Consider the following 23,297-nt stretch of genomic DNA (forward strand, 5'->3'; position numbering starts at 1 on the left):
CCGCGAACGCATCCACGAGATCGCCGCCGCCCGCGACGGCTACACCGGCGCAGCCCCCGTCGTCGCCAACCGCACCCGACACGACTGACCCACCCCGCGGCCCGGCCGCCGGGGGTCCGGCCGGGCCGCGCCCCATCCGCATATTGCCAATCGTTACCGCAGCCCCATGGTCGGCCCCAGTGCCCCGTGCTACGTTCAATCGAAGAGTAATGAGCGCCAGTGCCAAGCCCTGACTTAGCTGGCCGGCAACCCTCCAAGCGGCGGGGTGCCTCAGGTGAGTACTCGGCATTCGTCTTCGATACGCAAGCCCGAAGGAGCCCCGTCATGCCCGACACAGCAACCGAGCAGACCGCGGCGGCAGCCGCGACCACCCCGCTCAACGACCCGGCGGCCCCGGGCAGCCCCGCCGAGGAGAAGCTGGCCTACCGGCTCCTGACCGGCCCGGACACCCGCGAATTCTGCGCCCGCATCTCGCAGGCCCTCGCCGACGGGTACGTGCTCCACGGCAGCCCGGCCGCCACCTTCAACGGCACCGACGTCATCGTGGCCCAGGCCGTGGTCCTCCCCCACACGGTGGCCAGGGCGGACGCCGCGGTGGCCTCCGCCGTCGACTCCCTCGAGTACGAGGGCGAGGGCCACGCGTGAGCTACGCGGGCGACCTCACCCCGGAGGAGGCCTGGTCCAAGCTCGCGAGCGGCGAGGCCGTGCTCGTGGACGTGCGCACCGAGGAGGAGTGGGCGCACGTGGGCATTCCCGATACCAAGGGCACCGAGAACGATCCGCTCTTCATCCCCTGGGTGTTCGAGGGCGGCATCCCCAATCCGGACTTCGTGATGGAGCTCGAACTCCAGGGGCCCGACGACAGGACGACCCCCCTGCTGTTCCTCTGCCGCTCCGGCCACCGCTCCGCGGCCGCGGCCGCCGTGGCCACAAACCTCGGCTTCACCGCGTACAGCGTCCTCGAGGGCTTCGAGGGCGTGCCCGGGCCGGACGGCCAGCGGACGGTCAACGGGTGGAAGAACCGCGGACTGCCGACCAATCTTGGACAGGACTGAAGACTTACGTGAGCTTTGACATCAACGCCGCCAGCTGGAGCGAGGACACGCAGGCGGTGCGGGGCGGACTCCTGCGCACCGACTTCCAGGAGACGTCCGAGGCGCTCTTCCTCACCTCCGGATTCGTCTACTCCTCCGCCGAGGCCGCCGAGCGGGCGTTCACCGGCGAGGAAGAGCGCTTCGTCTACTCGCGCTACGGCAACCCCTCCGTCGCCACCTTCCAGGAGCGGCTCCGGCTGCTCGAGGGGACCGAGGCCTGCTTCGCGACCGCATCCGGCATGTCCGCGGTGTTCACCGCGCTGGCGGCCCTGCTGGGAGCCGGGGACCGGGTCGTCGCGGCGCGCAGCCTGTTCGGCTCGTGCTTCGTGATCCTCAACGAGATCCTGCCCCGCTGGGGCGTTGAGACGGTGTTCGTGGACGGCCCCGACCTGGACCAGTGGCGCGAGGCGCTCTCCCGGCCCACCACCGCCGTGTTCTTCGAGTCCCCATCGAACCCGATGCAGGAGCTCGTGGACATCCAGGCCGTCGCGGACCTCGCCCATGCCGCGGGCGCGAAGGTCGTCGTCGACAACGTCTTCGCCACCCCCCTGCTCCAGCGCAGCCTGGACTTCGGTGCCGACGTCATCGTGTACTCCGGCACCAAGCACATCGACGGCCAGGGCCGCGTGCTCGGCGGCGCCGTGCTCGGCACGAAGGAGTTCATCGACGGGCCGGTGAAGAACCTCATGCGCCACACGGGCCCGGCGCTCTCGGCCTTCAACGCCTGGGTGCTCTCCAAGGGCCTGGAGACGATGGGGCTGCGCGTGCGGCACTCCTCGGCGAGTGCCCTCGCGATCGCCGAATGGCTCGAGGCGCGGCCCGAGGTCCGCTGGGTCAAGTACCCGCATCTCGCCTCGCACCCGCAGTACGAGCTCGCGAAGAAGCAGATGAGCGCCGGCGGAACCGTCATCACCTTCGAGCTGGATGCCCCCGAGGGCCAGGGCAAGGAGGCGGCCTTCCGCCTGCTCAACGGGCTTCAGGTCATCGACATCTCCAACAACCTCGGCGACTCGAAGTCCCTCATCACCCACCCCGCCACGACGACCCACCGGGCCATGGGCCCCGAGGGGCGCGCGGCGATCGGGCTCGGCGACGGCGTGCTGCGGCTCTCGGTGGGACTCGAGGACGTCGGGGACCTGATCGGGGACCTCGAGCGGGCGCTCACCCACGGCGGCTGAGGGGAGCCACGTGGCCGAGGGAAGCGCGGCGACGGCCGCACCGGGGACACTGTGACCATGCGGCACTTCGACATCGTCATCACCACACCGCTCCCGCCCCGCCAGGCGTGGACACGGGTGCTCGACCTGCGCGGGCATGACCGGTTCATCCCGTTCACGCGCATCACCCGGGGACTGGCCACGGCCGACGAGCTCCATGCCGGGCACCTCTTCACCGGGCGCACCGCCGTGGGCCCTGTCGGCTTCGACGACACCATGACCATCGAGTCGATCACCCCGCCCACCGACTCGGCGCCCGGCCGGGCCCGGATCGTCAAGGGGGGCCCGCTCGTGCTGGGCGCGGTGGACCTCACCGTCTCCGCGCACGACGGCGGCTCGACCGTTCGCTGGTCGCAGGACCTGGGGCTGGCCCGCCTCGGGCGGGTCGGGAGCTGGGCGGCCGGCGCCGTCGCCCCGCTGCTCTACCGGCCGCTGCTCAAGCGCCTCCTGCGCCACGGCGGCTGAGCGGAGCCACGCAGCCCAGCGGAGCCGGCCCACTCCGCCCGTGCCGGACAATGGGCCCATGGACACGCCCGGCCGAGACCTCCGAGTACCGCCGCAGCCCGGCGCGCGGCACGGGGTCACCATCCCGGCCTCCGAACTCGTGGAGCGGTTCAGCCGCTCGAGCGGTCCGGGCGGCCAGGGCGTCAACACGACCGACAGCCGGGTGGAGCTCCTCTTCGACCCCGGCGCGAGCGCGGCCTTCTCGGACACCCAGCGCGAGCGCGTCCTCGCCCGGCTGGCCGGCCGGCTCGTGGGCCGGCGGCTGAGCGTCGTCGCGTCCGGCGAACGCTCCCAGCTGCGCAACCGCGAGGCGGCGCGGGCCAGGCTCGCGGCGCTGCTGTCCGAGGCCCTCATGCCGCCGGGCCCCCTCCGCCGTGCCACCCGCCCGACCCGGGGCTCGCAGGTCCGCCGCCTCGAGTCCAAGAAGCGCCGCGGCGAGACCAAGGCAGCCCGGCGCCGGCTCCCTCCGCCGTAGGGACGGACCCCTTGACAGTGATCCACACCACGCCTAGCGTAAAAAAGGGGGTATATCCTATAGGAAAGAGGAGGCTATCGTGGCCGAAGCTGTCCACGGCGCCGTCGGCAGAAAGCGCTGGACGCGCCTGATCCCGGTGGCAATCATCGTCTACATCATCTCGTTCATGGACCGGACCAACATCGGGTTCGCCCTGAACGGGCTCCACAAGGACCTCGGCATCGACGCTGCACAGCAGGGTCTGGCCGCGGGGATCTTCTTCATCGGCTACCTGACGCTCCAGATTCCCGGCGGCCATCTGGCCGAACGCTGGAGCGCCAAGAAGTTCGTCGGCATCATGATCCTCGTCTGGGGCGTCCTGGCGGTCCTCGGCGGCTTCATCCAGAACTTCGGGGAACTGCTCGTTGTCCGCTTCTTCCTCGGCGTGGCGGAGGCCGGCATCTGGCCCGCGATCCTGGTGCTCATCAGCCACTGGTTCCCCGCGGCCGAACGCGCCCGCGCCTACGCCTTCTGGATGATGAACATCGCGATCGCCTCGATCATCACCGCACCCCTGTCGGGGTGGATCCTCTCCTTCTCGGACTGGCGCTGGCTGTTCATCATCGAGGGCATCTTCCCGTTCGTGATCGCCGCCCCCATCTGGTGGCTGATGATCGCCGACCGCCCGCGCGACGCCAAGTGGTGCTCGCCCGAAGAGCGCGCCTACATCGAAGAGGGCCTCGCCGCAGACGAGGCCGCCTCCCCGCAGCTCGGGCACGTGAGCATCAAGCACGTGTTCGCCAACAGCGCGGTGTGGCGGCTGACGATCGTCTACTTCCTGATCCAGATCGGCTTCTACGGCCTGAACATCTGGCTCCCGAAGGTCGTCAAGACGATCACCTCCGGCTCCTCGATCGAGGTCGGATTCGTCACCGCGATCCCGTACGTGCTGGCCATGTTCGCCCTCTGGTACAACGCCAAGGCCGCGGACCGCTCCGGCCGCTACTCCACGCACGTGCTGCTCTCCATGGCCGTCGGCGCCGTGGCCCTCGTCATCTCGGTGGCAACGGGCAGCGCCATGCCGATCCTCGCGGTCACGTTCATCAGCATCGCGATGGCCGGAGCGCTGGCCTACGACGGACCGTTCTGGGCCTCGGCCTCCCGCGCCATGCCGGTCGTGGTGGCCGGAAGCGCCATGGGCCTGATCAATGCCGTCGGAAACCTCGGCGGCTTCGTGGGCCCCTACGTCGGCGGCTTCCTGCAGGACGTCACCCATGGGAGCTTCATGGCCACGTCGGTGTTCCTGGCCGCCTGCCTGCTCGCCGCAGGCCTGGTGATGCTGACCCTCCGCAAGGGCGGCGACCGGCCGACGGCGGAGGGCGCCCCCCGCGCGGCAGTCTCGCCCTCCGACCGGCGGGGCTGAGGCGCACCGGAAGGACCGGAGAGCGTCCGCGCCCCCGCAGGGCCCGTCGTCGACGGGAACTGCGGGGGCGTCGGCATTGACGGTACGACACACTTGACGCGGGTGACCTGCTGTCAAATATCCTATAGGAAAGAGGCCCGAAGGTTTGGGCGTCGCAGGTGACTCAATGTCGAGGAGAAGCACATGACCCGGCTGTGGAATGATCCGGCCTCGTTCGCGGATGACATGGTGGACGGATTCGTGCGCGCCAACACCCGCTGGGTGCGCAGGGTGGCCGGCGGGGTGTCCCGCTCGACCCGCTCCCCCGAGCCCGAGGTCGCGCTCGTGATCGGGGGCGGCTCCGGCCACTACCCGGCGTTCGGCGGACTGGTGGGCGCCGGCCTCGCCCACGGCGCCGCGATGGGCAACCTCTTCGCCTCCCCGTCCGCCCACCAGGTCGAGGGCGTGATCCGGGCGAGCGAACAGGGCCGCGGCGCGCTCCTGAGCTTCGGCAACTACGCCGGCGACGTGCTGCACTTCGGCGCCGCCCAGGAGGCCGTGCGCGCCGACGGCATCGACTGCCGCACGGTCACGGTCACCGACGACATCTTCAGCGCCCCGCCCGCCGAGGCCGGCCGCCGCCGCGGCATCGCCGGCGACCTCACCGTCTTCAAGGCCGCCGGCGCGGCGGCGGCCCAGGGCTACGGGATCGACGACGTCGAGCGCGTGGCCATCGCCGCCAACGCCCGCACGCGCTCCATGGGCGTGGCGTTCACCGGCTGCACCCTCCCGGGTGCCGAGGAGCCGCTGTTCACGGTGCCCGAGGGCAAGATGGCCGTGGGGCTGGGCATCCACGGCGAGCCCGGGATCGACATCACCGACATCCCGAGCGCGGACGGCCTCGCCGAGCTCTTCGTGCAGCATCTCCTCGACCCGGCCGAGGTCCCCGAGGGCGCCTCCGTCCGGGGCGGCCGCGTGGTGCCCATCCTCAACGGCCTCGGGTCGGTGAAGAACGAAGAGCTCTTCGTGGTGTTCGCGCGCATCGCGGACCTCCTCGAGGAGGCAGGGCTCACGCTCGTGGACCCGCAGGTCGGCGAGTTCTGCACGAGCTTCGACATGGCCGGCGCCTCGCTCACGCTCTTCTGGGTCGACGACGAGCTCGAGCGGCTCTGGCTCGCGCCCGCCGACACCCCCGCCTTCCGCACCGGCTCGATGGACACCTCAGCGCTCGAGGCCGTCACCGCGGACGGCGAGGACGAGGCGGAGGCCGAGCTGCCGCCGTCGTCCGAGGAATCCCGCCAGGCCGCGCGGCTCATCAGCGGCGCGCTCGCCGCCGTGCGGGAGCTGATCGGCGAGCAGGCGGCCGAGCTGGGCCGCATCGACGCGATCGCGGGAGACGGCGACCACGGCATCGGCATGCAGCGCGGCACCGTCGCCGCCGCGGAGGCCGCCGCCGCGCTGGCGCAGGCGGGCGCGGGCGCCGAGAGCCTCCTCGTCCGCTGCGGCGACGCCTGGTCCGACCGCGCCGGCGGCACCTCCGGGGCGCTCTGGGGACTGATCCTCAGGACCGTCGGCACCCACCTCGGGGACACCGAAGCGCCGACGGCGCCCGCCGTCGCCGCCGGGGTCTCGGCGGCCCGGGACGCGGTCATGGACTACGGCAAGGCCAAGGTGGGCGACAAGACGATGGTCGACGCCCTCGTGCCCTTCGCAGACACCCTCGCCGAGCAGGTGGAGGCGGGCGAGGGCCTCGCGACGGCGTGGCAGCGCGCGGCCTCCGCCGCCGCCCGGGCCGCCGAGGCGACGGCGGACCTCATGCCCGGCATGGGCCGCGCCCGCTCGCACGGCGCCAAGTCCCTCGGCACCCCGGACCCCGGCGCTGTCTCCCTGGCCCTCATCGCCGAGCGCGTGCACGCCGTCCTCGCGGCCCGCTGACCCGGGCTCCGGGCCCGCAACCAGACCAGAACAAGAACCCACGACGAAGGAGCACGCATGCCCGCCTGGCGCATCGTGGTCGGCTCGGATGACGCCGGCTTCGACTACAAGGAAGTCATCAAGAAGGACCTCGAGGCCAACGGCCTGGTCGCCTCCGTGGCGGACGTGGGGGTGGACGCCGACGGGCACACCAACTACCCCACCATCGCCACGACCGCCGCCGAGATGGTGGCCCGCGGAGAGGCCGACCGCGCCATCCTCGTGTGCGGCACCGGCCTCGGCGTCGCGGTCGCGGCGAACAAGGTCAAGGGCATCCGGGCCGTGACCGCGCACGACAGCTTCTCCGTGGAGCGCAGCGTCCTGTCCAACAACGCCCAGGTGCTGTGCATGGGCCAGCGCGTCATCGGGATCGAGCAGGCACGCCGGAACGTGCGCGAGTGGCTCACGTACGTCTTCGACGAGGCGAGCGCCTCCAACGACAAGGTGCGCGAGATCTGCAGCTACGAAGGGATCTGAGGGTGACGGCGTTTCCGCCCGTCCTCCTCGGCACGAGCACCAAGATGTACTTCACCCACGGGCGCACGCTCGCGTGGTGCCGGGCGGTGGCGGAGATCGCCCGCCGGCACCCCGCGACCGTCGGCGGGAGCGCAGGACTGTTCATGGTCCCGGGCTACCTCTCCGTGCCCGGGGCGCTGGAGGCGCTCGAGGGCACCGCGATGGTCGGAGCGCAGGACCTCGCTGCCGAGGACTTCGGCCCCTTCACCGGTGAGGTCAGCGGCGCCCAGCTCGCCGAGCTCGGCTGCTCCCTCGCAGAGGTCGGGCACGCCGAGCGGCGGCGCCTGTTCGGCGAGGACGACGCCGTGGTGCGCGCCAAGACCACCGCGGCCCTGCGCAACGGACTCGTCCCGCTCGTGTGTGTGGGCGAGCCCGACCGGCTCGCCCCCGACGCGGCCGCTCAGGAGTGCATCCGGCAGCTCGACGACGCCCTGGCCGCCGCCGGGGCGTCCGGCCTGTCCGGGCCCGTGATCGCCGCCTACGAGCCGCAGTGGGCCATCGGGGCGCCGGAGCCCGCCGAGCCGGACTACATCCGGTCGGTCTGCGCGCCCCTGCGGGAGCACGTGCGGTCGCTGCCGGGCCACGAGGGCTCGGCCGTCATCTACGGCGGCAGCGCCGGCCCGGGCCTCCTGACCCTGATCGCGGACGCCGTGGACGGCCTGTTCCTGGGCCGGTTCGCCCACGATCCCGCGGCCGTCGAGGACATCCTCGACGAGGTATCGGCCCTCCTCGGCCCAGATGGGACTGGTACTATCAGTGGCGCAGGAGGAGCCCATGTCTGAGACCGTCTACCCCCTCGCCGGAGCGGCAGCCCTCGAGCGCAGGGGGCTGCGCGACCGTGTCTACGACCTCGTCCTGGACATGCTCATGACGGCGGACCTCGCCCCGGGGACCCGCCTGTCCATCGACGCGATCGCCCGGGACCTCAAGGTCTCCCCCACGCCCGTCCGCGAGGCCCTCGTCCAGCTCGAGCGCACCGGCCTCGTGACCCGCGAGGCGCTCAAGGGCTACCGCGTCGCCCCGCCGCTCGCCGAGGAGCACCTCGAGGCGCTCTTCGACGCCCGCCTCGTGCTCGAGGGCGGCGCCACGGAGCTCGCGGCCCGGCACGCGGAGACGCTCGTGCCCCGCCTGGAGCAGGCCCTCGCCGAGCACATCGAGATCTCGCGCGTCGTCGACGAGGCCGTGGCGCACGGCGAGAAGCTCACGCTGGCCCTCATGCGCGATTACTACGCGGTCGACTGGAACTTCCACCACCTCATCTTCGAGGGCACGCAGAATCCCTTCCTGATCGACATGTCGGAAGCCATTTCGACCCGCGTCCACCGCATGCGCCAGACCGTCAAGTCCGGCGTGAGCGACGCGGACGAGGCCGTGGTCGAGCACGGGGCCATCCTCGAGGCCTTCCGCTCCGGGACGGGCGCCGCCGCAGGCGCCGCCATGCGCGACCACATCCAGCGGGTCCGCGAACGCGCCCGCCGGGACGTCGCCTCCAGCTGACAGCCCCAGGACGCACGACGTCGGCCGGTCACCTCCGCGAGGTGACCGGCCGACGTCGTACTCCGTTGCGGTGTCCCCGCCCGGCGGCGGGCGCCGGCGCCCCCGGTCCTCTGCGGAGGACCGGGGGCGCCGTGTGCCAGTACCGGGTCAGTGGACCGGGGTGAGCTCCTCGGCCTCGAGCAGCTCATCCGACTTGGCGCCCTTGAAGAACTTGGTCGCGAAGACCATCGCGGCGGCGAGGAAGGCGAAGACGCCCAGGGACACCACGCCCCATTCGCCGCTCTTGGTGGGCAGCGCGTCGTTGAACGCGGTCCGCATGAGCGGGGCCACGAAGCCGCCGAGGTTACCGAGGGAGTTGATGAGGCCGATGCCCGCCGCGGCGGCAGCGCCCGTGAGGAAGGCCGTGGGGTAGGCCCACGTGATCGGTCCGACCGTGAGGAAGCTGGCCACGGCGAGCGTGATGAAGACGATGCCGAGCAGCGGCTGGCTGTTCGCGCCCGCCCAGGCAGAACCGAGGATGAACACGCCGGTCCCGATGTAGAGCAGGCTGCCCCAGTTGCGCCGGCGCGCCACCGTGTGCGCCGCCTTGCCCAGGTAGTAGCACGCGAACAGGCCAACGAGCCACGGGATGGCGGAGACGAGGCCGACCTCCCACCCGACCTTCTTGCCGAGCAGGCCCGCGACCTCCTGGGGGAGGTAGAACGTAGTGCCGTAGACGGCGATCTGCAGCGCGAAGTAGATGACCGTGAAGTACCAGACCTTCCAGTTCGCCATGGCGCGCCAGATGCCGCTCGGGCCGTCCTCGGTGCGAGCCCGGTCCTCGACCGCCATCGCGTTCGAGAGGGCGAGCTTCTCCTCATCGCTGAGGAACTTGGCCTTGGCCGGGCTGTTCGTGAGGAGGAACAGCGCCGCGATGCCCGCGATGACGGCGAGCAGGCCCTCGCCGAAGAACATCACCTGCCAGCCCCGGGCGAAGCCGAGGGAGTCGCCGAAGCTGATGAGGCCGCCGGAGAGCGGGGCGCCGATCATCTGCGAGAAGGGCTGGGCGAGGTAGAAGATCGCGAACATCTGCACGCGGACCTTGTTCGGGAACCACTCGGACAGGAACATGATGACGCCCGGGAACAGGCCTGCCTCGGTGACGCCGAGGAGGAAGCGCAGCACGTTGAACATGACGTCGTCCGTGGTGAACGCGAACGCGGCCGCGACGATGCCCCACGTGATGGAGATGCGCGCGAGCCAGAAGCGTGCGCCGAAGCGCTTGAGGAGGAGGTTGCTCGGCACCTCGAAGAGGGCGTAGCCGATGAAGAAGATGCCGGCGCCGAGGGCGAACGCGGCGTCGCCGACGCCCCGGTCCGCCTTGAGGGCCGCCTGGGCGAAGCCCACGTTGGTGCGGTCGAGGAAGGCGACGAAATAGAGGATCACGAGCATCGGCATCAGGTGCCGTGCGGCCTTCGAGATGGCGGATTTCAGCGCAATGTCATGCGCCGAGGGCGCGACCGTCCGCGGAGCGGGGATGGACACGTCAGCTCTCCTTTGAGATGAACCCGTGCAGGGGTTGGGTGCCTTGATGGAACGGAAGAGGTACTGCTAGTGGGCCTGCAGGATCGAGACGACGCCGATGGCGACGAACACGATCCCGATGGCCAGGAAGGCGAGGCGGGACTTCGACCAGGGGCCGAGGACAGACTTCACGGTGGCCACCTCAGTGCATGTAGAGGCCGCCGTCGACGTTCAGGGTCTGGCCCGTCACGAAGCCGGCGTCCTCGCTGATGAGGTAGGCGATGGCCGCGGCGATGTCCCGCGGGGTGCCGATGCGCGGCAGCACGCCGTCGGCCGCCATCTTCTCCTTGCGCTCGTCCGTGAGCGTGCCGCCCATGATGTCCGTGTCGATCGGACCGGGCGAGATGGCGTTGGCGGTGATGCCCTGGTGCCCGAGCTCGCGGGCGATGCTGCGGGTGAATCCGATGACGCCGGCCTTGGCCGCGGAGTACACGGTCTTGCTGTAGGTTCCGCCGCCGCGCTGGGCGGAGACCGAGGACAGGCTGACCACGCGGCCCACGCCGTGCTTGACCATGGACTCGACGGCGCGGCGGGTCGCGTAGTGGACGCCGTTCATGTTGATGCCCATGACGCGGTTCCACTCGTCCGCCGTGACCTCGAGGTACGGCACGGGCGAGGAGACGCCGGCGAGGTTCACGAGGGCCACGATTTGGGGCAGCTCCCCCTCGAGCTCGTCGAAGGCGGCGCGGACCTGGGCCTCGTCCGAGACGTCGGCGCCGGCGCCGGCGGCCTGGACACCGTGCTCGAGCGCGATCTCCTCGGCCACGCGCTTGGCGGCCTCGGCCTCGACGTCGATGATGCCGATGTTCCAGCCGCGCTCGGCCAGGTAGTGGGCGGAGGCCCGGCCGATGCCGCGCGGGGAGGCCGCGCCGGTCAGGATCACGGTGCGGGAAGCGGGAAAGTCAGTCATGCGGTTTCTCCTGGTCCTCAGTGGGCAGCCGCGGCGGGCGCGGGCTGGATGGGGGCGGGGCCGAGCTCGTCCATGAGCTTCTTGATGGCCACGTAGGCCTTGTTGCGGTAGGCGACGAGCTCGGGAGTGCGCTCAGCGGGGACGTCGAGGTAGCCGGCCCCGGACTTGGTGCCGAACTTCCCGGCGTCCACGAGCTCCTTGAGGGACTCCGGCGTGGCGAAGCGCTCGGGCCAGCGGGTCTGCAGCGAGGCGTAGCAGAACGCGTACACGTCCAGCCCCGCCATGTCCGCGATCGCGAACGGGCCGAAGACGGGCAGGCGGAAGCCGAAGGTGGTGCGCACGATCGTGTCGATGTCCTCCGGGGTCGCGATGCCCTCCTCGACGATCTGGGTCGCCTCGTGGAACAGCGCGTACTGGAGCCGGTTGAGCACGAACCCGGTCGCGTCCTTCACCCGCGCGGTCTCCTTGCCCGTGGAGGCCACGAGCTCCTCGACCATCGGGATCACGGACTCGTCCGTGCCGGGGTGCGGGATGAGCTCGACCCCGGGGATGAACGGAGCCGGGTTGGAGAAGTGGACGCCGAGGAACCGCTCCGGGTTCGTGACGGCCTCCGCGAGCGAGGCGATGAGGATGGTCGAGGTGTTGGAGCCGATGACCGCGTCCGGCCGGGCCGCGGCGCTGATACGGCGGAGGGTCTCGTGCTTGATCTCGATCTTCTCGGGCACGGCCTCCTCGATGAAGTCCGCGTCGGCCACCGCCTCCTCGATCGAGGCGGCCGGCGAGAGGTGCGCCTCGAGGCGCGCGACGGCGTCGTCCGGGAAGAGCCCGTCGGCGACGAACTGGCGGGCCTCGTCGAGGAGCCGGCCGTAGTTGCGGACGGCGATCTCCTCGGAGATGTCGGCGATCTTCACGGTGGCGCCGGCGAGCGCAAGGACCTGGGCGATCCCGCCGCCCATGTACCCGGAGCCGACGACGGCAACGGTGAGTTCAGTCATGGTGGTTCCTAGCCCTTGGGGAGCAGAGTGCGGATGTACTTCTGGTTGGTGGCGCAGACGCCGAGGCTGTCCCCGCCGTACTGCTCGGTGAGGATGATCCCGTCGAAGCCGACCGCGATGGCGTCGCGGAACACCTGGCGGTAGTTGATGAGGCCCGTCTCCATGGTCGAGGGCACCGAGGTGGCCCAGCTGCCGTCCGCGGCCTCGTCCCGCGTGTAGTTCTTCACGTGCCAGTAGTTGGCGTACGGGAGGGTCTTGTCGAAGAGGTAGCGCCAGTCCTCGACGGGCCGGTGCAGGCGGATGAGGTTGGCGACGTCCGGGTTGAGGCCCACGTTGTCCAGGCCCACCTCCTCGATGAAGCGCACGGCGCTGTCCGCCGTGCCGACGTACGTGTCCTCGTACATCTCGAGCGACATGCGGAGGCCGAGATCCGCGGCGTGCTTGCCGAGCTCGCGGATGCGGCCGACGGCCGTGTCCCAGACCTCGCGGTCGTCGGGGTCCTTGGGGCCCTCGGCCGTCCAGAACCACAGGGCCTTGCGCTGGGCCTCGCTGAAGGGCTGGTGCAGGCCGGTCGAGAAGACCTGCATGCCCCACTCGGCGGCGGCGTCGATGGTCCGGTGGGCGTAGGCGAGGTTGCGCTCCTCGTGGCCGGGCATGATCACGCTCTGGCGCTGGAGGTGGACCGACGGGATCCCCACACCGTGGGACTCCGCGATCGCGAGGAACTCGTGCCGGCGTGCGGGCTCGAGGTCGGCGGGGCGGACGTGGCTGTCCGCGAGCTCGGCGAGGGTGAAGCCGACGTCGGCGATCTGGGCGAACATGTCGTCCCAGACCTCGGGCGATGCATCATGCATCGCCACTCCCGTGCGGCGGTCCACGGCCTGGAAACCGTGGAGGCAGGTGGCGATGGGCCATGACTCTGCGGTGAACGCTGGTTCGTTCGACATGGTGCTCCGTTGCAGCTGTGGATGAAGAACGCTGCCGTGAGGCAGCTCACGAAAAAGATCCTATAGGAAATATGCTTGCTGTCAACGGGGTCCTGAACGCTTGTGGAGTCACCTCCGCACCGTTGAGGGGTCACCTCCGCACTGTTGAGGGGTCACCTCCGCAGGCACCCCGCAGCGGCCCCGGACGTGGCTCTTCAACGCGGCGGGGCTGACTTCTCAACGTGGGGACATGACCCCGCAACACCGCGTACGTGACTTCTCAACGCCGCGTACGTGACTTCTCAACGGGGCGGGGGCGGGGACGGACGTGGCTCCTCGGGGGCTAGGGGATGTCCCACCCGCCGTCGCGCTGCTGGGTCGCCTCCACGGCGGCGTGCACGACGGCGGCCAGCCCCTCGCCGTCGGACGCGGCCTCGCGCTGGGCCCGCTCCCCCGAGCCGCGGGCGAGCACGCCCCGGAGGGCCCGCTCGGCCCCGGTGAGCTCGCCGGTCTCGCGGAGCACGGGCCCCACATGCTCGAGCAGGGAGGCGAGGGCGTCCTCGGCCGGGACCGGCCGGCCGCCGAGCGGGTCCACGAGGTCGCCGTTGAGCCCCGAGCGGCTGGCGCGCCAGGCGGCCAGGCGCAGCACCGCGCCGGGGGTCCCGAGCGGCGGCCGACCCTCGGCGGCCTCGCGTGCGGCGGTCTCGACGAGGCCCCGGACGAGGACCGCGACGAGGGCGGAGTCGGCGGCGTTGAGGCACACGTCGGAGGCGCGGACCTCTACGGTCGGGTGGCGGCGCGAGAGGCGGGCGTCGAAGTACACCATGCCCGCATCGAGGATGCCGCCGGTGCCCACCATGGACGCCACGAGCCGGTTGTAGGCCTCGGCCGAGCCGAACGGCTCCTGAGGGCCGGAGGTGGGCCAGCGGTTCCACACCTGGGTGCGGAAGCTCGCGTAGCCGGTGTTCGCCCCGTGCCAGAACGGCGAGTTCGCGCTCAGCGCCGCGAGCAGGGGCAGCCATTCGCGGATCCGGTCGAGGATCCCCACGCCCTCCTCGGCGGAGGCGATGGACACGTGCACGTGGAGCCCGCACGTGAGCTGCTCGAGGGCGGTCAGGCGGTAGTCCTCGGCCATCGCGGCGAACCGCTCCCCCTCGCTGAGGTGGGTCGCGGAGCTCAGCGGCGAGGTCCCGAGCGCCGCGATGCGGGCGCCGACCTGCCGCGCCGCACGGTCCAGGGCCCGGCGGCCGTGGTACAGCTGCCCGAGCAGCTCCTCGTGGGTCAGACAGGGCTCCGTCTGGACCTCGACCTGCTCGAGCTTGAACTCGCGCTCCACGTCCCGCGGACGGCCCATGACCGCCAGCACCCGGTCCACGAGCGGCTGGGGGGCGCCCGTGTCCGGGTCCACGATCAGCAGCTCTTCCTCCGCCCCAAAGCTCCGCATACCGGCCATTCTGCCAACCCCTGCCGCCCCGCGGACAACCCCCGGCGCCCGGCGCGGCGGCCGGAGCAGCGGCCGGCCCTACTCTGGGTGCATGGATGCCCGCACCTGGTCCCTCGTGTTCGACCTCCTCGGGGTGTTCTTCTTCGCCGTCTCAGGCTGCCTCCTGGCCGTGCAGAAGAACTTCGACATCGTGGGCTCGCTGATGCTGGGCTCCCTCACCGGGCTCGGCGGCGGCGTGATCCGGGACCTCGTGCTGGGGCGCTTCCCCAACTCGTTCGCCGAGCCCGTCTACCTCGCCCCGCCCGTCCTGGCCGCGGCGGTGGTGTACTTCCTCATGCCCGCGGTGCAGAAGGCGCGCCGGACGCTCCTGACGTTCGACGCCGCGGGGCTGGCGCTGTTCTGCATCACCGGCACCGTGACGGCCCTGAGCTACGGGGTGAACCCGGTCTCGGCGGCGCTGCTGGGGACCGTGACCGCGATCGGCGGCGGCCTCATGCGGGACACGGTGGCCAACGTCCGGCCAGGGCTCTTCGACCGGCACGACCTCTACGCCATCCCGGCGATGGTGGGCGCCGGGGCGGTGGCCGCCCTGTGGCCCCTCGGGCTCTACTCGACGGCCGCGGGCGTGGTCGTGGCGGTGGTCGTCTTCGCGTTCCGCATCCTCGCCCTGCGCCTGCGCTGGCGGGTCCCGCTCGCGGCCTCCAGCCGGCACCGCAGCGGCGGGGAGGCCCCCGCGCGGGAGTGAGCCGCGCGCCGTCGTCCGCCCCGTTCCGGACGGTGTTCGGCGCGGGGGCCTTGACGCGCTCCCCACCCGAGGGAGTTGGCTAGGACCATGACCCAGACACGAACCCTCGGCACCGCCTCCCCGCTCACCGTCTCCGCCCTCGGCCTCGGCTGCATGGGCATGTCCGAGTTCTACGGGACCCCCGACGAGGCCGCGGGCCTCGCCACCATCCACCGGGCGCTCGAGCTCGGGATCACGTTCCTGGACACCGCGGACATGTACGGGCCGTTCACGAACGAGCTGCTCGTGGGCCGGGCGATCGCGGGGCGCCGCGACGAGGTCCAGCTGGCCACGAAGTTCGGCAACGTCCGCGGACCGAACGGCGAGCGCCTCGGCATCAGCGGCACCCCGGAGTACGTGCGCCAGGCGTGCGACGCGTCCCTGCAGCGCCTCGGCGTGGACCACATCGACCTCTACTACCAGCACCGGGTGGACCCCAAGGTCCCGATCGAGGACACCGTCGGCGCGATGGCCGAGCTGGTCCAGGCGGGCAAGGTCCGCCACCTCGGCCTCTCGGAGGCCTCCGCGGCGACGATCCGGCGCGCGCACGCCGTGCATCCGATCACGGCCCTCGAGACCGAGTACTCGCTGTTCACCCGCGACCTCGAGGACGAGATCCTCCCCACCCTCCGGGAGCTCGGGATCGGCCTCGTGCCCTATTCCCCGCTGGGACGGGGCATCCTCACGGGCCGGATCACCGCCGAGTCCCTCGCGAAGGCGGGCGACTCCCGCAGCAGCCGCTACTTCCCGCGCTTCCAGGGCGAGGCCCTCGACGCGAACCTCAGGCTCGTGGAGCAGGTCAAGGAGATCGCCGCCGCGAAGGGGGTCACGCCGGGGCAGATCGCGCTGGCCTGGGTCCTCGCGCAGGGCGAGGACGTGGTCCCGATCCCGGGCACCAAGCGCGTGGAGTACCTCGAGGAGAACGCCGCGGCGCTGGACGTGGAGCTGAGCCGGGACGACCTCGAGGCCCTCGAGCGCGCGGTGCCGCGGGACGCGGTCGTCGGCTCCCGCTACGGGGACATGAGCAGCATCGACACGAGCCGCTAGCCCGGCCCCCGGCCCCCGGCCCCGCGAAATGGTGGGTTGAGCACCGTGCAGACCTGCAGGACCGTGCTCAACCCACCATTTGCGGACGCGGGAGCGCACGACGGCGGGCCCGCACCTTCTCGGTGCGGGCCCGCCGGTGTGAGTGGTCCCGTTCAGGCACCCGTGCGGCGGCCGGGAGGCCTCAGCCGTCCTCCCCCGCCGGCGTGGAGGCCGCGGTGTAGCCCTCGAGCTTGAGCGCCGCCTGGGCGTACTTCTGCGTGAAGGTGTCCGTCATCTTGATCTTCGAGGTGTCCACCCCGATGGTCTTCTCCTCCTCGAAGATCGTCTTGGGGCCGCCCGCGGGCATGATCCCGTCCGGCAGGAACTGCGCCTTGTCCTGGTCCAGCGCCTTGACGTACTGGTCCTTGGTGATGGTGGCGTTCTGGACGTAGGACTGCGGCAGCTTGTCCGCGATGTCCGCCGCCGAGTGCGTGCTGATCCAGTGCATCGTGTCCACGAGCGCGTCGACGACCTTCTGCGCCGCGTCCTCGTGGGACTTCACCCAGTCCGCCTGGGCCAGCAGGCCCGCCGAGGGCAGCGTGCCACCGAGCGCCGCCTTGGCGCCGTCCGCCGTCGCGAGGTCGATCGCCGGGACGGCGAGGTTCTTCGCCTCCAGCGCCCCGACCGTGGGCTGGGTGGTCATGACGCAGTCGGCGGAGCCGCGCTGGATGGCCGCGATCGCGGTGGCACCGGCGCCCACCGCGATGGTGTGGTAGTCGTTCTTGGACAGGCCGGCCTTGGACACGATGAACTGGGTGAGCTCGTCGGTGCCGGAGCCGAGGTCGGTCACGCCGACGGTCTTGCCCTTGAGGTCCGCGCCCGAGTGGACGTTGGCCTTCGGCGTGCACATGATGCGCTCGCCCGGGGCGCCGGAGAGCTGGACCAGGTTGACGACGTTCTTGCCCTTGGACTGGAAGTCGACCGTGTGGATGTACCAGGCGCCGGCCATGTCGACCTGGCCCGAGGCCATCGCGTCCTCGGCGCCGACGCCGCCCTGCTGCTCCGTGGAGAGCTCCACCTTGACGCCGTACTTCTGGTAGAAGCCCAGCTGCTGCGCGAGCTGGTACGGCAGGTAGATCTGCTTGTCGATGCCGCCCACCATGAGCTTGACGGTGGGCATGCTCGCGCTGTCCGCGCTCTGGCCGCTGCTCGCGGTGCTCCCGCTCGAGGCGGCGCTGCCCCCGCCGCAGGCGGACAGGGTGAGCGCCACGGCTCCGGCGGCGGCTGCGGCGTAGATGCTGCGCTTCATCTTCATTGTTTTACGCATCCTCTGTGTCATTCCTGCTGGAAATTCCGGGTGAAAAGGGAAAGAAATGCTAGATGGCCTGTGCCTCGGAGCGGTTCGGCGGCCGCCATTTGAGGAGGGACTTCTCCAGCAGGCTGATCAGGAATTCGGCGCCGAGGGTGATCACCGCGATGATGACCATGCAGGCGAACACCGTATTGGGATCGAAAGTGCCCTGGGCCTGGCTGATGATCAGCCCGACGCCCTGCTGGGCGCCGAGCACCTCGGCGACGAGGGCGCCGATGATCGCGAATCCGAAGGCGGTGTGGAGGCTCGCGATGATCCAGGTCATCGCCGACGGGATGGTCACGTGCAGGGCCACCTGGAACGGGGAGGCACCGAGCACCCGCACGTTGGCGACAAGGTTCTGGTCGACCTCCCGCACGCCCTGGAACGCGTTGAAGAAGACCACGAAGAACACGAGCACCGCCGCGAGGAGGATCTTCGGGAAGACGCCGAGGCCGAACGCGACGATGAAGATCGACCCGAGCACGATCCTGGGGATCGAATTCACGATCCGGATGTAGGGGCCGATCACGGCGGAGAGGTACTTGTTGGACCCCAGCAGGATCCCGAGCACCACGCCGACGAGCGTGCCGAGCAGGAACCCGAGGAATGCCTCCTGGACCGTGACCCACAGGTTCTCCCAGATGGTGCCGAACGCGGTGCCCTCGGTGAACAGCCGCACGAGGCTGTTCCAGATCTCCGACGGCTGGCCGAAGAAGAACTTGTCCACCCAGCCCTCCTCGGTGAACCACTGCCAGCCGCCCACCACGGCCACCGCCAGGGCGACGCGCCCGGCCCAGATCAGCGTCCGGCGCCTGCGGAAGGACGCCCGCGCGGCCGCCTGGAGCTCGGCCCCCTGGTCCTTGCGCACCTCGGCGGCGCGCACCTTCTCCTCTGCCATGGCCGTCATGCCCCAACCCCTGCCGTGCGCGCGTAGGCCCGCGTGACTTCGTCTTTGAGCGAGTCCCAGATGTGCCCCTGGAGCTCGAGGAACCGCTCCTCGTGCCGGATCTCCTGGACGTTCCCGCGGGGCCTGGGCAGGTCGATGTCGAAGACGTCCTTCACCGAGCCGGGGCTGCTGGTCATGATGACCACCCGGTCGGAGAGGGCCACGGCCTCGTCGAGGTCGTGGGTGATGAACAGGACCGAGGGCCGCAGCTCCTCCCACAGCTTGAGGAGCTCGTTCTGCATGATCGCCTTGGTCTGCACGTCGAGGGCGCCGAACGGCTCGTCCATGAGCAGGATGCGCGGGTTGTTGATCAGGGCCGCGGCCATGGCGACGCGCTTGCGCATGCCGCCCGAGAGCTGGTGCGGGTAGCGGTCCTCGAACCCGGCCAGGCCCACACGCCGCAGCCAGTCCCGGGCGAGCTCGGTGGCCTCCCGCTTCGGGGTGCCCAGGAGGACCGGGCCCATCATGACGTTCGCGAGGACGCTCTTCCACGGGAACAGGGCATCCGCCTGGAACATGTAGCTCACGCCGTTCGTGACGCCCTCGACCCGCCGCCCGCCCACGTGCACCGAGCCCTCGCTGGGCCGCTCGAGCCCGGAGACCTGGGCCAGGGTGGTGGACTTGCCGCAGCCGGTGGGGCCGACGATCGAGCAGAACTGCCCCGGCTCGACCGTGACCGTGACGTCGCGGATGGCGGTGAACGTCCCGCCCTTCGGGGTCAGGTACCGCTTGGTCAGTCCGGAGATCTCGATCCCCGCATCCTCGGCGCCGATGGCTGGCGGCCGGATGGGATGAATTACTCCCATGGTCAAAAGACCTCTCTGTCTTTGCACGCCCACAGAATTTGCAGGGACGCCATTGTCTGGTGGATCCTTAATCCATGCCCCGTGAAATGGATCACATCGGCTGCACTGACAGTAGGAAAATGTCACCTCCCGCAGCCAGCCTTGCGCGTCTTGCGAGGGTTATCAGCGTTAAAACATGTTTCGAGCCTTTTGCTCATTCGGGGCAGGGCGTGCCGCGATGAGGCGTGCGCGGGACTGGTGGGCCGACCGTCCGCTGGCCTCGCAGATCCTCGTGTGGACCCTCGTGCTGATCGTGCTCACCGTGGCCCTCGGCGGGTTCGTCGCGGACCGCATCACGGGCCAGATCCTCGACAACCAGTTCCAGCTGCGCGCCCTCGGGGTCGCGGAGTCCGTGGCCCAGATGCCCGAGGTTGCCGCGGACCTGGCTTCCCGCGATCCCGGCCACCAGATCCAGGCCCTCGCCGAGCAGGTCAGGGTCCGGGCCAAGACGGACTACGTGGTGGTCACGGACCGGGAGGGGATCCGGTTCTCGCACCCCACGCCCTCGCTCATCGGGCAGCGGCTCGAGGAGCCGGTCGCGGTGCTCGACGGGCAGAGCCACCTGGGCACGAACCATGGCAGCCTCGGGGACTCGGCGAACGCGAAGGCCCCGATCCTCGATGCCGGCGGCCACGTCGTGGGACAGGTCTCGGTGGGCATCCTCGAGACCGCGGTCAGCACCGAGTTCACGCAGGACGCCGGGAGCATCGCAGCGTACTCCGCGCTCATCCTGCTCCTCGGCGGCGCCGGCTCGTTCCTGCTCGCCCGGACCATCAAGCGGGCCACATTCGGGCTCGAGCCGGCGGCGATCGCCTCGCTCCTGCAGGACAGGGAGGCCCTCCTGCACGGAATCCGCGAGGGCATGGTGGGGCTCGACGACGACGGCCGCGTCACCGTGATCAACAACGAGGCGCGGCGGCTCCTCCACCTCGGGGACACCGCGCTGGGCCAGCCCGTCTCGGAGCTCATCCCGCCCGGCCGGCTCCGCGACATCCTCACGGGCGATGCGCTGGGCGAGGACCAGTCGGTCATCACCGAGGATGCACTGCTCGTGGCCAACCGCAGGCCCGTGAGCGTCGGCGGCCGCAGCGTGGGCGCGGTCGTGACCCTCCGCGACCGCACCGAGGTCGAGGCCCTCGTCCGCGACCTGCGCTCGCTCGAGGGGCTCATGGACGCGCTGCGGGCGCAGGAGCACGAGTACGCCAACCGCCTGCACACGGTGGGGGGCCTCCTGGACCTCGGCGAGCCCGAACAGGCCCGGACGTTCATCTCCGGCATCTCGGACTCGTCCCGCTCCCTCGGCGAGGGGCTGCGGGCGCGGATCGAGCCGCCCGAGCTCGCCGCGCTCATCCACGCCAAGATCACCATCGCCGCCGAGCAGGACGTGCGCCTGGTCGTCTCCGAGGACTCGCACCTGCGCGAGCCCGGCCTCGGAACGCAGGACCTGCTCACGATCGTGGGCAACCTCCTCGACAACGCGGTCGACGCCGTCTCCGGGCTCCCGGGGCCGCGGGAGGTCACGCTCACCCTCGACGACTCGTCCGGGGTCTTCGTCTCGGTGACCGACAACGGCCCGGGGGTGCCCGCGGAGGCGGTGGACGACGTCGTGCGCGACGGGTACACGACCAAGCCCGGGAGGGCGGGGAAGCCAGACCTGCGGCGCGGGATCGGGCTCGCTCTCGTGACGCGGATCGTGCGGCGTGCCGGTGGCACGATGGACGTGTTCGCCGGGCCCGGCGGGCGGTTCGAGGTGTGGATTCCGAGGGGCGAGGGCGGGGAGGCGCGGCCGTGATCAGGGTTCTCGTGGTCGATGACGACTTCCGCGTGGCGCGGCTGCACGCGGCCCAGGTGGCCCGCGTGCCGGGGTACGAGTGCGTGGGCGAGGCGCACACCGCCGCGGAGGCGCGCGAGGCCATCGCCAGCGAGCGCCCCGACCTCGTGCTGCTCGACGTGTACCTGCCCGACGAGGACGGCATCGCCCTGCTGGCTTCCCTGCGCGAGGCCGGGCACGATGTGGACGTCATCATCATCACCGCCGCGCGGGACATCGCGACCGTGCGCGCCGCGATGCGCGGCGGAGCCGTGCACTACCTCGTGAAGCCGTTCGGGTTCGAGCAGCTCGCGGCCCAGCTCGGGGCGTACCGGCGGTGGCGGGCGGACGCGGAGTCCCGCAGCCGGACGGGGATCACCGGCCAGAACGACGTCGACGCGCTCTTCGCGTCCCAGCGCGCCTCGACGGCCGCTGCGGGCCCCGGCCCGGGCTCCGCGCGGCGCCTGCCGCCGACCATGCAGAAGGTGCTCGACGCCGTCCTGGGTGCTGGCCGCCCCCTCGGCGCCCAGGACGTCTCCGACCTCATCGGGATCTCCCGCCCCACGGCCCAGCGCTATCTGAGCGAGCTCGAGCGGAAGGGCCGGCTCACCCTGCACCTCGAGTACGGGGCGACGGGACGGCCGGTCAACACGTACGTCCCGGCCCCCGGCTGACCCGCTGGCCCTGCGGTGCTCGGGCCGCGCAATTGGTGACTTGAGCACGGTGCCGAGTCCTCGCACCGTGCTCAAGTCACCATTTGCGGACGGGGCGCAGGTGGCTCAGGCGGCGTCGTCGACGTTGCGCCGCCGGCCGGCGAGGTACCCGAACACCGAGGCGCCGACGCCGATGGCCAGGAACGCCCAGCCCGCGAGGGCGAAGCTGCCGGTGGCCTGGTGGATCTGCGCCACCAGGAGCGTGCCGACGGAGCCGACCCCGTAGCCGATGCCCTGCATCATCCCGGAGAGGTTCACGGCGGTGTGGCCGTGCCGCGTGCGGAGCATGATCAGGGTCAGCGCGGCCGCGGTGAGGGCGCCCTGGCCGAGGCCCAGGAGCGCGATCCAGACCCAGATGAGCTGAAGCGGCCCGAGGACGCTGAGGGCGAACCCGACGGACGTCATCACGGCGAGGGTGACGTTCAGCGCGCGCTGGTCCCACAGGCGCGCGGCCAGGCTCGGCGCGAACAGGGAGCCGAGCATCTGGAGCACGATCGAGGCCGAGACCATGAGCCCGGCGGTGGCGCCGTCGATCCCGCGCTCGCGCAGGATCGGGGACAGCCAGGCGAACACGCTGAAGGACGTCATGGCCTGGAAGAGCATGTACAGGGTCACGTGCCACGCGGTGGACGAGCGCCACACGCCCGGTCCGGCCTCGGCGGGATGCCCGGCCGGGGTCCCGCGGTGGCGCGCGCGCACGGCCACGGGAACGAACAGCACCGCCACGGCCAGCGCCGGGAACGCCCAGAAGAGCAGGGCCGAGCTCCACGATCCGGTCGCCTGGAACACGGGGTACGTGAAGCCCGCCCCCAGGGCGGCGGAGGCGACGATCGCCGCGGTGTACAGGCCGCCCATGAGTCCGAGCCGGTGCGGGAAGTCCTGCTTGACCTCGCTGGGGAGGATCACGTTGCACAGCGCGATCGCCGCCCCGCATAGCGCGGTCCCGAGGATGAGCCCCGGCAGGTGCCCGGCCGGCCCCCACTCCGACGGCCGCACGAGCAGCCCCGCGGTCAGCACGGCCATGGCCCCGAGGAGCACGCGCTTGGAGCCGAGCCTCCGCGAGAGCACCGGCGCGAGGGGAGCGAAGACGCCCAGCAGCGTCACGGGCGCGGTGGTGAGCAGGGAGATGCCCCACTCCGGCACCGAGCCGCTGGCCCGGACCTCCGTGAGCACGGCCCCGAAGCTGGAGAACGCGGTGCGCAGGTTCAGCCCGATGAGCACGAGGCACAGCCCGAGGAACGCGAGCCGGGCCCGGCTGGGAGGTGCGGCGGCCCGGGGGCGTGCTTCGGGTGCATGGATCACTCGTGCCATGCGTCAGAGCGT

At 71.2% G+C, this 23,297-nt stretch carries 23 protein-coding genes and 1 riboswitch; of the genes, 14 read left to right on the forward strand and 9 right to left on the reverse strand.

What is annotated here, in order from left to right:
• Positions 1-205: 205 nt before the first annotated feature.
• A riboswitch (SAM riboswitch) is annotated at positions 206-315 on the forward strand.
• 9 nt (positions 316-324) lie between these two features.
• The 10 genes from ACVWWH_RS19170 to ACVWWH_RS19215 all read left to right on the forward strand — a co-directional run bounded on the left by ACVWWH_RS19170 (position 325) and on the right by ACVWWH_RS19215 (position 8,658).
• A complete protein-coding gene (locus ACVWWH_RS19170) occupies positions 325-645 on the forward strand; it encodes a DUF1737 domain-containing protein (protein ID WP_066500327.1) in 321 nt (106 codons plus the stop codon).
• Complete coding sequence (locus ACVWWH_RS19175) at positions 642-1,055, forward strand: rhodanese-like domain-containing protein (RefSeq protein ID WP_066500328.1); 414 nt, start codon at positions 642-644, stop codon at positions 1,053-1,055. The genes ACVWWH_RS19170 and ACVWWH_RS19175 overlap by 4 nt, the downstream gene beginning before the upstream one ends.
• Positions 1,056-1,063: 8 nt before the next feature.
• On the forward strand, positions 1,064-2,272 hold the full coding sequence (locus ACVWWH_RS19180) for an O-succinylhomoserine sulfhydrylase (RefSeq protein WP_141305600.1): 1,209 nt from the start codon (positions 1,064-1,066) through the stop codon (positions 2,270-2,272).
• A 57-nt stretch (positions 2,273-2,329) separates the two neighbouring features.
• Positions 2,330-2,776, forward strand: a complete 447-nt coding sequence (locus ACVWWH_RS19185) for an SRPBCC family protein (RefSeq protein WP_141305601.1) — start codon at positions 2,330-2,332, stop codon at positions 2,774-2,776.
• 58 nt (positions 2,777-2,834) lie between these two features.
• The gene (arfB, locus tag ACVWWH_RS19190) at positions 2,835-3,290 is read left to right on the forward strand and encodes an alternative ribosome rescue aminoacyl-tRNA hydrolase ArfB (RefSeq protein ID WP_457317666.1); all 456 of its coding nucleotides are present in this window, start codon (positions 2,835-2,837) and stop codon (positions 3,288-3,290) included.
• A gap of 79 nt (positions 3,291-3,369) precedes the next feature.
• Entirely contained in the window at positions 3,370-4,692 is a 1,323-nt protein-coding gene (locus tag ACVWWH_RS19195; RefSeq protein WP_218030607.1) for an MFS transporter, read from the forward strand.
• Between the two features lie 183 nt (positions 4,693-4,875).
• Positions 4,876-6,606: a dihydroxyacetone kinase family protein gene (locus ACVWWH_RS19200; RefSeq protein ID WP_457317667.1), complete on the forward strand. Its 1,731-nt coding sequence runs from the start codon at positions 4,876-4,878 to the stop codon at positions 6,604-6,606.
• Between the two features lie 57 nt (positions 6,607-6,663).
• Positions 6,664-7,122 (forward strand): ribose-5-phosphate isomerase, encoded by a 459-nt coding sequence (locus ACVWWH_RS19205; protein WP_066500335.1) that lies wholly within the window; start codon positions 6,664-6,666, stop codon positions 7,120-7,122.
• Between the two features lie 2 nt (positions 7,123-7,124).
• Entirely contained in the window at positions 7,125-7,943 is an 819-nt protein-coding gene (locus ACVWWH_RS19210; protein WP_457317668.1) for a triose-phosphate isomerase family protein, read from the forward strand.
• The gene (locus ACVWWH_RS19215; protein WP_066500341.1) at positions 7,936-8,658 is read left to right on the forward strand and encodes a GntR family transcriptional regulator; all 723 of its coding nucleotides are present in this window, start codon (positions 7,936-7,938) and stop codon (positions 8,656-8,658) included. The genes ACVWWH_RS19210 and ACVWWH_RS19215 overlap by 8 nt, the downstream gene beginning before the upstream one ends.
• 147 nt (positions 8,659-8,805) lie before the next feature.
• On the opposite strand, the gene ACVWWH_RS19220 is transcribed toward ACVWWH_RS19215, so the two are convergent.
• The 5 genes from ACVWWH_RS19220 to ACVWWH_RS19240 all read right to left on the reverse strand — a co-directional run bounded on the left by ACVWWH_RS19220 (position 8,806) and on the right by ACVWWH_RS19240 (position 14,496).
• Complete coding sequence (locus ACVWWH_RS19220) at positions 8,806-10,176, reverse strand: MFS transporter (protein ID WP_457317690.1); 1,371 nt, start codon at positions 10,174-10,176, stop codon at positions 8,806-8,808.
• A 187-nt stretch (positions 10,177-10,363) separates the two neighbouring features.
• Positions 10,364-11,131 (reverse strand): SDR family NAD(P)-dependent oxidoreductase, encoded by a 768-nt coding sequence (locus ACVWWH_RS19225; RefSeq protein ID WP_066500344.1) that lies wholly within the window; start codon positions 11,129-11,131, stop codon positions 10,364-10,366.
• 17 nt (positions 11,132-11,148) lie between these two features.
• On the reverse strand, positions 11,149-12,126 hold the full coding sequence (locus tag ACVWWH_RS19230) for a 3-hydroxyacyl-CoA dehydrogenase family protein (RefSeq protein WP_066500347.1): 978 nt from the start codon (positions 12,124-12,126) through the stop codon (positions 11,149-11,151).
• Between the two features lie 8 nt (positions 12,127-12,134).
• Positions 12,135-13,073 (reverse strand): sugar phosphate isomerase/epimerase family protein, encoded by a 939-nt coding sequence (locus ACVWWH_RS19235; RefSeq protein WP_066500349.1) that lies wholly within the window; start codon positions 13,071-13,073, stop codon positions 12,135-12,137.
• Between the two features lie 322 nt (positions 13,074-13,395).
• Positions 13,396-14,496, reverse strand: coding sequence for a carboxylate-amine ligase (locus tag ACVWWH_RS19240; RefSeq protein ID WP_066500356.1), 1,101 nt, complete (start codon positions 14,494-14,496; stop codon positions 13,396-13,398).
• Positions 14,497-14,587: 91 nt separating this feature from the next.
• Here ACVWWH_RS19240 and ACVWWH_RS19245 point away from each other — a divergent pair, with 91 nt between their 5' ends.
• Positions 14,588-15,241: a trimeric intracellular cation channel family protein gene (locus tag ACVWWH_RS19245; protein ID WP_066500358.1), complete on the forward strand. Its 654-nt coding sequence runs from the start codon at positions 14,588-14,590 to the stop codon at positions 15,239-15,241.
• Between the two features lie 87 nt (positions 15,242-15,328).
• Positions 15,329-16,327 carry an aldo/keto reductase gene (locus ACVWWH_RS19250; RefSeq protein WP_457317669.1) on the forward strand — a complete coding sequence of 333 codons (999 nt, stop codon included), beginning with the start codon at positions 15,329-15,331 and terminating at the stop codon, positions 16,325-16,327.
• Positions 16,328-16,508: 181 nt separating this feature from the next.
• On the opposite strand, the gene ACVWWH_RS19255 is transcribed toward ACVWWH_RS19250, so the two are convergent.
• The 3 genes from ACVWWH_RS19255 to ACVWWH_RS19265 form a co-directional block, all read right to left on the reverse strand.
• Positions 16,509-17,615: an ABC transporter substrate-binding protein gene (locus ACVWWH_RS19255; RefSeq protein WP_066502759.1), complete on the reverse strand. Its 1,107-nt coding sequence runs from the start codon at positions 17,613-17,615 to the stop codon at positions 16,509-16,511.
• Between the two features lie 67 nt (positions 17,616-17,682).
• A complete protein-coding gene (locus ACVWWH_RS19260) occupies positions 17,683-18,567 on the reverse strand; it encodes an ABC transporter permease (protein WP_457317670.1) in 885 nt (294 codons plus the stop codon).
• The gene (locus tag ACVWWH_RS19265; RefSeq protein ID WP_457317671.1) at positions 18,564-19,412 is read right to left on the reverse strand and encodes an ABC transporter ATP-binding protein; all 849 of its coding nucleotides are present in this window, start codon (positions 19,410-19,412) and stop codon (positions 18,564-18,566) included. The genes ACVWWH_RS19260 and ACVWWH_RS19265 overlap by 4 nt, the downstream gene beginning before the upstream one ends.
• Positions 19,413-19,629: 217 nt before the next feature.
• On the opposite strand from ACVWWH_RS19265, the gene ACVWWH_RS19270 reads away from it, so the two are divergent.
• Together ACVWWH_RS19270 and ACVWWH_RS19275 are read left to right on the forward strand one after the other, a co-directional pair.
• Positions 19,630-21,243: an ATP-binding protein gene (locus tag ACVWWH_RS19270; protein WP_457317672.1), complete on the forward strand. Its 1,614-nt coding sequence runs from the start codon at positions 19,630-19,632 to the stop codon at positions 21,241-21,243.
• Positions 21,240-21,935, forward strand: a complete 696-nt coding sequence (locus ACVWWH_RS19275; protein WP_457317673.1) for a response regulator transcription factor — start codon at positions 21,240-21,242, stop codon at positions 21,933-21,935. Before ACVWWH_RS19270 ends, ACVWWH_RS19275 begins: the two co-directional genes overlap by 4 nt.
• A gap of 105 nt (positions 21,936-22,040) precedes the next feature.
• On the opposite strand, the gene ACVWWH_RS19280 is transcribed toward ACVWWH_RS19275, so the two are convergent.
• Complete coding sequence (locus ACVWWH_RS19280) at positions 22,041-23,285, reverse strand: MFS transporter (protein WP_141305603.1); 1,245 nt, start codon at positions 23,283-23,285, stop codon at positions 22,041-22,043.
• Positions 23,286-23,297 lie beyond the last annotated feature (12 nt).

This window comes from Sinomonas sp. RB5, from assembly GCF_054063535.1.

Excerpts from the sequence above, each read along its gene's own strand:
- ACVWWH_RS19255 (WP_066502759.1), bottom strand. The coding sequence starts at position 17,615 with ATGAAGCGCAGCATCTACGCCGCAGCCGCCGCCGGAGCCGTGGCGCTC.
- ACVWWH_RS19185 (WP_141305601.1), top strand. The coding sequence starts at position 2,330 with ATGCGGCACTTCGACATCGTCATCACCACACCGCTCCCGCCCCGCCAG.
- ACVWWH_RS19280 (WP_141305603.1), bottom strand. The coding sequence starts at position 23,285 with ATGGCACGAGTGATCCATGCACCCGAAGCACGCCCCCGGGCCGCCGCA.
- ACVWWH_RS19230 (WP_066500347.1), bottom strand. The coding sequence starts at position 12,126 with ATGACTGAACTCACCGTTGCCGTCGTCGGCTCCGGGTACATGGGCGGC.
- ACVWWH_RS19225 (WP_066500344.1), bottom strand. The coding sequence starts at position 11,131 with ATGACTGACTTTCCCGCTTCCCGCACCGTGATCCTGACCGGCGCGGCC.
- ACVWWH_RS19215 (WP_066500341.1), top strand. The coding sequence starts at position 7,936 with ATGTCTGAGACCGTCTACCCCCTCGCCGGAGCGGCAGCCCTCGAGCGC.
- ACVWWH_RS19250 (WP_457317669.1), top strand. The coding sequence starts at position 15,329 with ATGACCCAGACACGAACCCTCGGCACCGCCTCCCCGCTCACCGTCTCC.
- arfB (WP_457317666.1), top strand. The coding sequence starts at position 2,835 with ATGGACACGCCCGGCCGAGACCTCCGAGTACCGCCGCAGCCCGGCGCG.
- ACVWWH_RS19235 (WP_066500349.1), bottom strand. The coding sequence starts at position 13,073 with ATGTCGAACGAACCAGCGTTCACCGCAGAGTCATGGCCCATCGCCACC.
- ACVWWH_RS19260 (WP_457317670.1), bottom strand. The coding sequence starts at position 18,567 with ATGACGGCCATGGCAGAGGAGAAGGTGCGCGCCGCCGAGGTGCGCAAG.
- ACVWWH_RS19200 (WP_457317667.1), top strand. The coding sequence starts at position 4,876 with ATGACCCGGCTGTGGAATGATCCGGCCTCGTTCGCGGATGACATGGTG.
- ACVWWH_RS19270 (WP_457317672.1), top strand. The coding sequence starts at position 19,630 with ATGAGGCGTGCGCGGGACTGGTGGGCCGACCGTCCGCTGGCCTCGCAG.
- ACVWWH_RS19245 (WP_066500358.1), top strand. The coding sequence starts at position 14,588 with ATGGATGCCCGCACCTGGTCCCTCGTGTTCGACCTCCTCGGGGTGTTC.
- ACVWWH_RS19240 (WP_066500356.1), bottom strand. The coding sequence starts at position 14,496 with ATGCGGAGCTTTGGGGCGGAGGAAGAGCTGCTGATCGTGGACCCGGAC.
- ACVWWH_RS19265 (WP_457317671.1), bottom strand. The coding sequence starts at position 19,412 with ATGGGAGTAATTCATCCCATCCGGCCGCCAGCCATCGGCGCCGAGGAT.
- ACVWWH_RS19205 (WP_066500335.1), top strand. The coding sequence starts at position 6,664 with ATGCCCGCCTGGCGCATCGTGGTCGGCTCGGATGACGCCGGCTTCGAC.
- ACVWWH_RS19170 (WP_066500327.1), top strand. The coding sequence starts at position 325 with ATGCCCGACACAGCAACCGAGCAGACCGCGGCGGCAGCCGCGACCACC.